General features: G+C 38.5%; 13 protein-coding genes. 1 reads left to right on the top strand and 12 read right to left on the bottom strand.

Going from position 1 to position 12,165, the window contains the following annotated elements; translation table 11 throughout:
• Window positions 1-187 precede the first annotated feature (187 nt).
• On the top strand, window positions 188-997 hold the full coding sequence (locus DW033_RS19545) for a Fic family protein (protein WP_004291350.1): 810 nt from the start codon (window positions 188-190) through the stop codon (window positions 995-997).
• Window positions 998-1,022: 25 nt separating this feature from the next.
• On the opposite strand, the gene DW033_RS19540 is transcribed toward DW033_RS19545, so the two are convergent.
• From DW033_RS19540 to DW033_RS19485, 12 genes are all read right to left on the bottom strand, one after another.
• Window positions 1,023-1,763 (bottom strand): NERD domain-containing protein, encoded by a 741-nt coding sequence (locus DW033_RS19540; protein ID WP_004291349.1) that lies wholly within the window; start codon window positions 1,761-1,763, stop codon window positions 1,023-1,025.
• 9 nt (window positions 1,764-1,772) lie between these two features.
• On the bottom strand, window positions 1,773-2,216 hold the full coding sequence (locus DW033_RS19535; protein ID WP_004291348.1) for a hypothetical protein: 444 nt from the start codon (window positions 2,214-2,216) through the stop codon (window positions 1,773-1,775).
• A gap of 55 nt (window positions 2,217-2,271) precedes the next feature.
• On the bottom strand, window positions 2,272-2,991 hold the full coding sequence (locus DW033_RS19530) for a hypothetical protein (protein WP_005649593.1): 720 nt from the start codon (window positions 2,989-2,991) through the stop codon (window positions 2,272-2,274).
• A gap of 318 nt (window positions 2,992-3,309) precedes the next feature.
• Window positions 3,310-4,713, bottom strand: coding sequence for a hypothetical protein (locus DW033_RS19525; RefSeq protein ID WP_008781256.1), 1,404 nt, complete (start codon window positions 4,711-4,713; stop codon window positions 3,310-3,312).
• Window positions 4,714-4,923: 210 nt separating this feature from the next.
• Window positions 4,924-5,880, bottom strand: coding sequence for a toprim domain-containing protein (locus tag DW033_RS19520; protein WP_008781255.1), 957 nt, complete (start codon window positions 5,878-5,880; stop codon window positions 4,924-4,926).
• A 232-nt stretch (window positions 5,881-6,112) separates the two neighbouring features.
• A complete protein-coding gene (locus DW033_RS19515; protein ID WP_008781254.1) occupies window positions 6,113-7,303 on the bottom strand; it encodes a primase-helicase family protein in 1,191 nt (396 codons plus the stop codon).
• Window positions 7,304-7,307: 4 nt separating this feature from the next.
• Entirely contained in the window at window positions 7,308-7,622 is a 315-nt protein-coding gene (locus tag DW033_RS19510) for an AlpA family transcriptional regulator (RefSeq protein WP_008781253.1), read from the bottom strand.
• A 168-nt stretch (window positions 7,623-7,790) separates the two neighbouring features.
• Complete coding sequence (locus DW033_RS24745) at window positions 7,791-8,732, bottom strand: DUF6043 family protein (RefSeq protein WP_008781252.1); 942 nt, start codon at window positions 8,730-8,732, stop codon at window positions 7,791-7,793.
• 5 nt (window positions 8,733-8,737) lie between these two features.
• Window positions 8,738-9,355 (bottom strand): hypothetical protein, encoded by a 618-nt coding sequence (locus DW033_RS19500; protein WP_005833666.1) that lies wholly within the window; start codon window positions 9,353-9,355, stop codon window positions 8,738-8,740.
• Complete coding sequence (locus DW033_RS19495) at window positions 9,352-9,693, bottom strand: hypothetical protein (protein ID WP_005833665.1); 342 nt, start codon at window positions 9,691-9,693, stop codon at window positions 9,352-9,354. The genes DW033_RS19500 and DW033_RS19495 overlap by 4 nt, the downstream gene beginning before the upstream one ends.
• On the bottom strand, window positions 9,686-10,423 hold the full coding sequence (locus DW033_RS19490; RefSeq protein ID WP_005833664.1) for a TIGR04255 family protein: 738 nt from the start codon (window positions 10,421-10,423) through the stop codon (window positions 9,686-9,688). Before DW033_RS19490 ends, DW033_RS19495 begins: the two co-directional genes overlap by 8 nt.
• An 88-nt stretch (window positions 10,424-10,511) precedes the next feature.
• Complete coding sequence (locus DW033_RS19485) at window positions 10,512-11,849, bottom strand: site-specific integrase (RefSeq protein WP_008781251.1); 1,338 nt, start codon at window positions 11,847-11,849, stop codon at window positions 10,512-10,514.
• Window positions 11,850-12,165: the final 316 nt, after the last annotated feature.

Below are 12,165 nucleotides of genomic sequence, written 5' to 3'. Positions count from 1 at the left end.
CGGCTCTGGGTACAAGAAAGAAAGCTAAGTATTTGATAATCCAATACTTAGCTTTTTCTTTTGCTTGAATTTTCCCCACATTTTCCCCACACGTGCAAAAAATATAGCAGTAAGTCATTATTTCTTTTGGTTGAACGTAGTAAATAAGTTACCTTTGAAAAGAAATAAAGCCTATTAAATAAAAGTAATGGAACAAGGTGTTTGGCAAGAAATAGAACTGTTGTACCAGAAGTTTCAAAAACTTGGTATCAGTGAAGCGGTGGACTATGACAAGTACTACCTTTATTCTCTCATTACCCATTCCACAGCCATAGAAGGCTCAACGTTGACCGAACTTGATACGCAGCTTCTCTTTGACGAGGGAGTAACAGCGAAAGGGAAACCGCTTGTGCATCATCTGATGAATGAAGATTTGAAGCAAGCGTATGAACTTGCCAAAACTGAATCAGGCAGTCTTGTACCTATAACTCCTGCTTTTCTGAAAAGGTTGAATGCAATGTTGATGCGTACTACTGGCAGCGTTCACAGTGTGTTGGGCGGCTCTTTTGATTCTTCTAAAGGAGAGTTCCGTCTATGTGGTGTTACGGCTGGTGTTGGTGGACATTCTTATATGAACTATTTGAAAGTTCCTGCTAAGGTGGATGAACTTTGTGCGATTCTTCAAGAGAAGCAAAAAAAAATGGGAACACTTCGAGAACAATACGAATTGAGCTTTAATGCCCACCTTAATTTAGTAACTATTCATCCGTGGGTGGATGGCAACGGAAGAACGGCTCGATTACTGATGAACTACATCCAATTTTGCTATCACCTTTTTCCGACCAAAATATTTAAAGAAGATAGAGAAGAATATATTCTTTCCCTGCGCCAATGTCAGAATGAAGAAACTAATCAGCCGTTTTTGGACTTTATGGCAAGGCAGTTGAAGAAATCACTTTCTATAGAAATTGAACGATTCAATGTATCACGAAAGAAAGGGTTTAGTTTTATGTTCTGATACTATATAAAACAAGGATTGCTATTTATGAGTTTATGGTAAACTTGCATGTGGGAAAGTTTGAACATCCATAGAAAGTGCCGTACTTGCCTTTCCTCAAAATGAGATGTCCTCCGCATTGAGGACAAACACCTTGATTTATTAGGCGTGAACTTCTGTATTGCCGAGCCTTTGCGTTATGCTTATGCTGTTTTAGTTTCTCTTTATCAGCGATTATGCGATTCTGGTTAATTGTCTGTATTATCCAATTTATGGTCTCCTGATTAAGAACAGCAGTTCTGTATTGTAATATAGCACGTTTTAGATTATATCTGTTTACAACTATGTTATTGTCAGCATGCACTTTTAATTCCGCACTGTTATTGAAAACGACAATTGGAATAAAAAGTATATCCGTTGAACATTTGAGCAAATGATGCAAAAATCTTACATGTCCAGCGTTTTGTTTTATCGGATTGTAAAATTGATGTTTACTTTTATAGATGGTTTGCGTCCAGTATTCACCGTTCTCTCTGCCCAAAATCCAACCTTTATATCCCTTTGTTTCAATTACAAAGACACCATAAGGTGAAACTACAATATGGTCAATTTGTGTTGAATATCCGTTACTTTCGAATAGTAAATCATTAAAAACAACATACTCTTCTGGTAACTCTTGAATCTTGTTATTCACAAGTTTTTCAGAATACTTGCCTTTCCACATTGGCATCTTCAATTTAATAAAGATTACCACTGCAAAAAAGATAACGGTGATGGCAATATGCATATTACTGATTTAATAGATTCTTTTTATCCATCTTTTACTTGATTCAAATCCCCATTGAACATGCCATCTTCTTCCTGTTACTTTATCTAACAAAAGAAATTGATATATATTTTTTGTTGGATATAATTCAAATGTTCCACAGCCTGTACCAAGAGATAGGTCTTCGTTATTAAGGGTTGCAGAACCTTCTTTATCATCATCCAAAGACCATTGTACAATTTCTATTTTCCCTGTCATTGTATCTAATTGCAGAAAATTATATATATTTTCTGTTGGATATAGTTTGTATCTATCAAGTCCATGCATACGAAAATCTATATCTTCTACAATAGCATGTATTTTAATCAAAGTAGAATCATTAACTGTTTTGGTATGTGAAATGGAACTTTCATTTTGTGCAAAAACACATAATGGAATTAAAAATAAATAAAAAATAATCGTAAGTTTCTTCATAGGTAAATCATTTAAGTGATTAAAATTAAGGGTAATAGTATAGCTATTACTGTATTTATTTCTTCCTATTTACATCCCATTTGAAAGTATAAATATAATCTCCGATGGGAATGTTTACAATCAAAATCTTACCTTTTTTCCTTTTAATATTCATATAGCCAATAATAGCTTCATCGGGATAAATAGTTGTGGTTTTTAAATATCCTTGTTCACGTATAGTTCGGTCATTATCCATCATTTGTCCTAATGTAAGCATTTGATTGGTAGATGCGACATTTGCTTGGTATGCTGCATTAGCGTCATAATGATTGGTTATGGTAGTGTAAGCATAACCATTAGAAGAATAAGACGTAGAATACGATGTTGAATATCCTGCTGTTCCTGCATTAATGCCGGCAGAGATTCCATATAATGCCATAGCCCATGCTTGTGAGCGTTTTATTTTTTTTTGATATTCTTCATTTGTATATACTTCAAGTTTTAAAGTATCATCTTTTTTTGTTAGTAGATTAGAGTGTACGCTATCAGGTTGGAATACAATTGGGGTTTCACTTAAATTCTTGATAAAAATATCCAAGTGATAGTATTTTCCATAATCATCTTTTTCCTCAAAGCATGAAAGACCTACAACAAAATCATTTTTGTTTAAATAAGCCCAAAATTTTCCATCATTATATTCTGTCAGGATAGAATCGTTTTGGGGGTATATGAATGTTTGGGCTTTACATATGGTTGAAAGCAATAAAAATATTACCACGCATATATTCTGTTTCATATCAACTAACTGTTTTAATTATACACCTCCAGCTGCCACAAGGACTTTATAATATCACGAAGCGTGGAACTGTAATGCCACCTCTTTGAATGAAGGTCCTGAGAAAACCTTTGTGTACAGATGTAACAATAGCAGCCCACGCTATAGCGTGAGAACCACTATGCTATTCTTGTACACGTTTGAAAGTTTCTCAGGTTTTCATTCGCAAGAAATAAGCATAACGCTTCTTCTAAATTCTAATATGTCTTGGAAAGAGTAGCCTCAATCCGCTTACAAAGATATGCAATTTTATTGAGGTACAATCAAATACTATCAAGATTACATTCTGAATCCTCTACTTTTTCTTGGTTCTTCTGCTGATTGTCGCAAACCATGCCTTAATTTTTCCCATTGCTCTTTGAACCATTCACCTATCGGCTGCCTGTTTATAGTTAGCACTAATTTGTTTTCATCAACCGAACTCTTCTCTATCTTGAAAATATCGTTCTTGATTTCAAATCTTCGTTTATGTTCTTCGGAATAGATTTTTCCATTGCATCTGATAGCTTCTTTTTTTGCCAAAAGGCTGTTTACCATATCTTTGGTAAATCCGATGGTATAGCATAGTTTTTCCATTCTCAACATTTCTTTGAGTAATGGAAACCAGTTGAACGCTTTTTCAAGAATGGTGTTCAATCGTGATATTTCCTTGTCTTTGGTTTCAAGCTCTTGATTATGTATTCCTTGTAGGTTACGAATCTGCTTGCCGTGCTGTTCCTGCATTTGTTGCATCTTGGCTTTTAATTCATCAATACCCTTGTCACGCTTGGCAATTTCATGACGTAAATTCTCATTGGCTTGTTCCAAATCTTTCAATTTACCGCTGCCGAAAAGAGAACCGACACCGCTTGCTATGGCTGTGGCTGCATCAGTGGCTACACTTTTGAGTTTGTCGGTGCGTATCTCTGCTTTTACCTGTTTGAGTTCCTGCTCGGCAAGGCTTACCTGTTGCTCCTTGTGTCGCTTGGTTTCCTCTATACGTTGCAGTTCGGCTTTCTGTTTCTCAATGATAAAGTCGTTTCGCTCCAAATGCTCCTTACCTGTGACAGCCTTTGACTGCCCACGTTCCATTAGGAGAATATCGGAAGCCAAGGTCTGCATGGTTGCCATATCTTCGTCATTGAGCTTTCGGCTCTTTCCGGTTTCATGGTTCATCCAGTCGAATACGACATGAGCATGATAATTTGGTTTGAACCATCTGTTACCGACTTGGAAGCTCTCTTTGTCTTCCGCTTTCGGCTGACCGTTCAGCCAATGCCCTTCGTCTTTGTGCAGGAAAATTTGTAGCGGAGTGATGCCCCAGCGTCTTTGACACTCTTCACCGAATTTGCGTACATCAGCCAGTGTGGTATCCGGTCTGATGAGCAATACTCCTTCACGGATGGGTGAACATCCCGCCACCTTGATAATTTTTCCATTCTTTCCCTTGCGTTCCCTTTCCTTTTCCTGCATGGCACGTCCGGTCTTTTCCTTGACCATTTGCTTGATATTGTCATAATGAGTTCGCAGTTCGGGAGTGCCGAAGTCGGGATTTATCCACTGTTCGTTGTCGATGGAGAGTTCGGGAACGACATAGATTCTGGATTCCCCGATGTTACGCATATATTCGGCAGTCCTTCGGTTGTGCGCCTCGCTTGATGCGATGTTGCAAGGCTTGATGTGTATGCTTGATTTTGTTGCCATAGCTTCTTTTCTTTGTTTGCAATTTATTATTTTGTTCGCTTTCGCAGAGGGGTTCTTAGGGGTAGCCCATAAGCGGAGATTGCAAAGAGAGGGTCACTCTTTGCTCGGGGTTCTCAGGGGTGAAACGCCCTGAGTGGGTCATTAGGGCAAAGCCCTAATCCCCTCGGGAGAGCCCACAACTACGAAAGCGAAGCGTGTAGTTATAGTGGGCTATAACCGAAAGCCATTCTTCTTTTTCGGTGGCTGGCTGCTCACCCCTTTGACGGACTGGACTTGCCTTTTTCTTTCAACCTGTTTCTGTAAGTGTTCGTTCAAGTCCTTGCATCCGCTGTAAGTCTGAGAAGCGTCACGGATGTATCGGTCTCTGCCGTATTCCTTGCGGATTTGTTGGAGGGCTTCCATGCCTGCACGGTCGTTGTCAAAAAAGCAGTGGATGCGTTCGTAATTGCCCAACGGATAGAGAGCCTTGTTTACATTCGATACGGAGTTCAATACGATGTAGTCCTGTCCGTCCAGCTCCGGATAATTCGGGCAGCTTTCCTGTCTCAATGTCAGAAAGGAGAGATAGTCCATGAACCCCTCGAACACATAACAGGTATTCCTCGCTTTCCCAGACTGTCTGATGTGGGAGATTTCCTTTGGGGCGATGCAGCCCTTGAAATAGCGGTTGCGAACCTCAAACCCACCCGAACCATTGGGAAAGGCGATGGCAAAGTACCGCTTGCCGTTGTGGGTGAAACGGGCTTCACTACATTCTCTTTTCGCCAGTTCTGTATTTATTCCTCTACCTTGCAAGTAGGCAAGCAGGGCAGGAGATGACAGCGGAACAATCTCCAGATGTTGGAAGCTCGGCTCGGAAGAGCTTTGCTTGCCAAAAGAGAAAGATATCGGGCGCACGTGCGGTGTCTGCTCCGCTATCCGTTTCAAGATGTAAGGTACATGGTCGGTAGCGTACAGATGTGCAGCCAGTGCAATGATGTTTCCGCCCTTTCCCAAACCGAAATCATACCATTGTTCACGTTCGGTATTCACTTTGAACGATGCTTCACTCTCTTCCCTAAACGGAGATTTGTACCAAAGGTTGATACCTTGTTGTTTTACTGGTGAATAACCCAAGCTGTGCAGGTAGTCGGCTATTCGTATGCTTTTAGCTTCTTCTATTGTCATTTTCTTACAGATTTGTAGGTGAATGAAAAAATGATGATTTGATGAATTTGAAATGTAATACGCTGTTAAACAGAATTATATCGATTCATCTTTTTCTCATCAGATTGCTTGCCAAAAGAAAAATGATGTTTTCTTTTTTCATCAGCAATCGTTGTTGATGAGTGTTTGATGAATACATATCTATCTGTAAGGCAATATGTTACTTCCCTTATTCATCATTTCATCAAAATAATTAGATAGTGGTCAGTTGTTCTTTCGTTACCGTATAAAACCGACCAGTTTTCCTTTTCGGCTCATAGTGGCACTCACGATGGGGTGCGAACTCATAAGCGGTGTAGGATAGCGAATTGTGTGCGGAAGTAAGTTTCCATACTTCCTGCACAACTTTTCTCACTTGATACTTTTCAACCTTGACCTGTGAATAGAGTAGCAAGGTTACAAGGTCGTTCAGGCAGAATGATACGCTTTCCACGTTCATGTTCGACATGATGTCAAGCAACAACTCGGTCATTTCTATTTCCAGTCGGTTGCGGTTGCTTCGGATTATTTTCTGCAAGGCTGCGGTATGTGTCAGTCTTGGGTTGAACCACATACGGCTTTCCTGTGTTGTGGATAGTTCCCTTTGGGTCAGGAAATAAAGAAATGCGGGTATTTCCGCTTTTAGCTTTTGCAGAAAGTTGGTATCATCACTCTGCAACGGCATTATCTTCCGCACCCAGTAGCGTGTTTCTCCTGCGTCTATGAGTATGGGCAGATATTCGTTGTTGGAACATAGCACGAACTTGGCAAAGAAAGCAATCTCCGTTCGGTCTTTGCCTTTGGCTTCCACCTTGTAGGTGAAAGTCGTGCTTAGGTTTTTCAATCGCTCGCTATCTTCCCTGCGGTTGAGTAAGACCTCGTCCACCACGATAAGCAACTTTCCTGCCCAGTCTGAATTGAACTGGCTTCGGAAATCCTCATTGGTGTTGAAAGTCACGTTGTTCTCAAACACGGCTTTCAGGAAGTTTAAGAACGTACTTTTGCCTGTGTTGCGTTCCTCCGAAACAAGCAGAACAATGGGCAGCTTCTGTGTCGGCTGTAAATACAACAGTTGCATATAATCCATACCCAGTTCGTATTGCTCTCCAAAGATGTGCCGCATCAAGGATTGGATATGAGAAAACTCCCCTTGCTGCGGTTTATGTTCTATCGGCTCGTAAAGGTTCAGAAACCCCTCAATCTCCTTTTGGTAGTTCAAATGATTGGGAACTGTGCAAAAGCCGTCATACTTGGGAACGGTGGCAAGATAGTTCTTTCCGTAGTCCTGCCGTAATGTGCTGTTGTTCCATACGACACGTTTCTTTTCATAACCGCCATTGGCACATGGCTGATTGACCACCTTGTACAAAGTTGTTCCTACGCGCATATATTCTTCCTCCTTCATAGACTTAGATTAAAGGGTTATGTCCACCTAAGATTTTCTGAATGTCGGATTGGCGGTATCTGACCTTGTTGCCGACCTTTACAGGCTTTAGGTAGTTTTTCTTAGACCAGTGCCAGAGTGTGGTGTCACAAACATCGCACATTTTTTTCACTTCCTCTTTGGTGAGGTACTTTTCCTTTTTTGCTTCCGCAATAGCTGTAGAAAGTTCATGCTTCGCACGGCTTATTAACTGGTTGGAGAATAAAAGCAAATCTTCTCCTGTTACTTCCAACTTAATGTTGCCGTTGCCGTTTTGGATAATTGCCAATAAGTCTGTCATAGGCTCTTGAAACTGCCGGTTGTAAGACTTCCCGTTTTGGCAGTATTATAAACGAAAAGCCACTACCCCGATTAGGATAGTGGCGCAAATATATAGCGAAAATTAATCGTAAAACAATGATATTCAATTCGTTAAATTCGTAAAATCAAAAAGCGAATTAAACGAATTTCAATTGGATAGATATGCTTTCAATTCTTCGATAGCTTCATGGTCTTCACCAATGTCTTTTATCAGTTTTTTGCTGTTTCCAAGTGGTGAAATGAGATTTCTGTATGCTTTCTGAATACCTCTTTCGTGGACTATTTCTTGTTCTTTGAATTGATTGTGCAGCGCATTTCTGAAAGTCTTGATGGGACACTTCCTCATGAAACGGTATTCTACCAATGCGATAAACAACCGTGCTATATCTGTTTCCGTAGCATGGGTTTTCAATCGTGTGCCAATTCTTTCAATCAGTATGGCATGTCTTTCTATCAGAAGTTCAGACAGTGTGCGTGTGTCGGCTTTGCGTCCTGCGGTCTTCGGTTGTTCTTCTGATAAGGTATCTGTGTCTTCCTCGTCCGTATCTTCATCTTCTTCTATTGCCCATTCCACAAGAGTGTTCTCTTCTATGGCTTTCTGTTGCTTCCTGAAAACTTGCCAGTCCTCTTTACTTCTCATTCCATTGGTGATGCTTTTTCTTATAATGAACTTGACCATGCCGGAAATAAGCCATTTGTACAATTTAGGTATATCCTTTCTTTGGGTCAGTTCCTCTCCCTGTTCCACCATGCATTCATAGCTCCGTCCGTAATACAGCCATGCGAGCATGGCGGGGACAATACTTTTCTTGTTTGGGTTATGAAACTCGTTCACTATTTTCTCGGCAAGGTCTGAATGCAAAAGGATATTTTCCAGTTCTTCAAAGTCGGGTGTTCTGTCATCGCCTATCCTTTTACGTGCGGCTTCCTTGTATTTCGGTGCTAATTTCGTGGCTATCTTGAAAACTTTGAAGAATCCTTTAAACTTCTTGTCGTTCATTTCCTCTACGAAATCGGCGTATTCATCCGGATGGTTGTCAAGCCATTCCTTTATCAGTCTTTTGAAATTATCATATTCTTGTTGTCCCATACAAGTTAATTAGCAATGCAACCTCTATTAACTTTCTCTTGTATGCGTGAGAAATGTATCGACAATTTGAATATTAACATATAGAAACCATAATCGCTTAAAGAAAATAAGCGTTGATCTTCTAATGTGTCTCGGTTTATAAAGCGATTGTCAACATGATAGATTTTATCAAGAAAGACTATTGAATCTTCCATTTGGGAATTTGCAGGAAGAAAGATTATTTGGGTTATTTTTTGTTGTTTGAGATCTGAAATGTGGTTTTCAATTTTGCTACTATTAACACCTTGTTTTTGAAGAACTGAAATATATGTTGTGAGATTTATAATAGGAGCATACATGATTGAAGCAGGAAACATACGAGAATTAGATAAATCCATATCACAAGTGTTTGATAAAATCAAACAGCTTACATTTTTTACACCTCTTTCGATGTTAACTAAATCAATTATAGGCATTTTTTTTAAGCCATCTCCTTGAAAAATGACATTCTTGTCAAGCATAGAAGTGTACATCCTTCCATCTATGTTATAAGGGAAAGATTTGAGTTCTGCCAAAAGGGTCTTGTAATTTTCTTCTGACAAATATTTGGGTAGATATTTTTTTAATTCATCTTCTGTAATCATAGCATATCCCAAAAGTGGTCATTAATGACATTTTGAATTTCTTCATCTATAGGAGTTGCTTCCGTTAACATCTTATTCGCAAAAGAATTGATTATCTCAAAATCTTCATGCTCGGGAATATTAACATGAATGGTCTCTGTTGAGATAGGAATGTCCTTAATGGAATAATTTGTATAAATATTTATTGGATTGACAGGAGTGTTAATAGACGGTATTATAGCATCATTATATGTTTGCCTACTTGATAAAGAAAGCAATTCCGTGTCTGTTAATGTCATACATGATAAGGCAGACATTAATAGGATATTGGTATTTATGTAAGTCGTTAAACTATTCATTTTCAAAAACAGGTTTTAGACTATTTAGGAAGTCTGGTTTTAACAAAGAGAAAAACAACTTTTTTTCGCATTTATGAGCCATATTTATTTCTTGTTCTATATTAGAAGTGAAATAGTTGTCGGAATATTCACGAGACGTATCAATATCAATTAATGAGCCTACCACTTCTATAGAATTAGGATGTGGTTTGTAGTTTGCATTATTTACAAATTGTAGGGTGTTCATAAAATTACCATCTTTGACATCTGTCCGTATCAATAAGTTTTCAGATGTGTATTTTTCTGTCATGGAAAAAGACATCGTAAGACCATTGGTAATATCTCCTTTGAAGAAATTAATATATCTATGTCCTATTCTTGATACACGCTTTATTATTCCAGAACTAATAACCTTGTTGATTATTGAAAATGAATGTTTAGAAAAATCGCTCCAACCTATATATGGCATTTTTGAGCTTATGCTCAAAACATCATATCCTATTTGAATTACAAATCTTTCGTTTTCAATTCTGTATAGGGGCTTAAATTTTAAGTTAGGGTCAACCTCCCTAATTTGTTCTGGGATTTGTAAAATGGGCAAATTAATGACATTTCCTCTATACTCTTCTTTTATGAGATTGTATATGATGCCAAAAACTGCGCTTTTGGTAATAGCTGCTTCAAAACGGAACTCAATTAAAGCGTCTATAAGTGGGCATGCTTCTATTCTTATTGGCAACAATCTATCCATAATACAAATTTTAAATTTATTTTCTTGCAAAGTTAGGAATTTCTTTTATTTGTTTCTTGATTTTATACGCTAAAAAGTTTAAAGTATATTAATCTAATAGTTTCACAAGGTCTTTTTTCATTTCTTCGTCAATATCTCTGTATCGCCTGAAAGCTTTGCTTCCCTCCTTGTGTCCCGATAGTGCGGAAACGAGGTTCGGGTCTTTCACCTTTTTGTAGATATTGCCGATAAAAGTACGCCTTGCCAAATGGCTGCTTGCCACTTCATAAATAGGTCGTTTGACTTCGTTATGAGTCAATGGGTCTAAGATAGTTACGATTCGGTCAACTCCAGCCAATTTGAATATCTTTTTTATGGCATCGTTGTACTTTTGTTCGGATATGAACGGTAACAGTTTCCCTTTATATTCTTTATGGCGTTCAAGGATTTCTTTTGCCTTGTCATTAAGAGGGACACGTACCGTGACCGGATTCCCTTCTTTTGTTTTCTTGGGAATGTATTCTATGGCTTCATTAACCACATTTAGTTTGGTCATACGGTATAGGTCGCTCACTCGACAGCCTATCAGTGTTTGGAATATAAATATATCCCTCTGTATTGCCAGTTGCGGAGTGGCTGATAGGTCGGCATTGAAAATTCTGTCCCTTTCTTCAAGTGTTATATAATAAGGTGTACCGTATGTACATTCTTCTATCGGAAATTTGTCGAAAGGTCTGTTTGTGGTATGCTTGTTGTCGAAGCACCATAGGAAGAACGTGCGTATCCTTGAAAAACAGTCAATCAGTGTATTCTTGCTTCTTGGTTGTGGTGTTCTCTTTTCGGGGATGGTTTCATAAATACTCGGATAAAGTTCATAGTATTGGTATTCGTTCTGAAAGAAATCCCACATATCCCGAAGTGTGTCTGGTGTTACCAAATCCACATCGAGGACAAAGTCTTTTTGTCCTCTCTTTGTTTCCCTTACATAGAGTTCATAACGCAGTAGGGCTCTTTTGACAACTCGGAAATTTTTCTTTCGCACTTCTGATAAAGGGTGCTTGTTTAGAAATTCATCGAATAGTTCTCCGGTGGTAGGTTTGATAACCACTTGCTCTGGCATGAAGTATTTTTCAGGATGGTAGAATTTATCAAGTGTTATTTTTAGCCACTCTTTGTTTATGGTTTCCTTTTCCTGTTGATACACTTTTTCTATATAGGTTTTCAAATGGCGTATCTCTTCGTTTATATGAGTACGCATCTCTTCATTGCAGACTGCTTTTGTTTTTACACATTCATCTTTATCATCCCATAGGTTAGGATTGATAGCCAACTGGGTAGGAGCAACGGAGTCTAATTGCCTGCCGTTTCTAAAGCGTACATAGATTGTAGCCATTGATTCTGTATCATATCGCTTGGCTGCTTTTTTAATGATAAAGGTTACTTTCATGGGCGTACGGGTTAAGTTTCTATTCTGATACAAATATAGATATTTTCCCCACATTTTCCCCACATCTGCTGAATATTTTGCAATTTGATTAACCGAGATTAAAATTTAATCTAATTGTAAATGCTTGAAATATAGTTGGATTGCTGTGTTTTTCTGCGCTTTTCTTTTTACCCGCATTTTCCCCACTTTAATTATTTCAAATGCGGGTCTGGGTACTGAAGTTGAAAAGCTTGATTGAGTAATCAGTCAAGCTTTTTTTGTATGTAATTATTCGGCAGGACTATCCACGGCTAGACAATTTTTTGGGTCAGTCCAA

It is taken from the genome of Parabacteroides sp. AF39-10AC (genome assembly GCF_003635405.1).
Lineage (GTDB): Bacteria > Bacteroidota > Bacteroidia > Bacteroidales > Tannerellaceae > Parabacteroides > Parabacteroides distasonis.
This window is presented reverse-complemented; position numbering and strand designations above follow the sequence as displayed.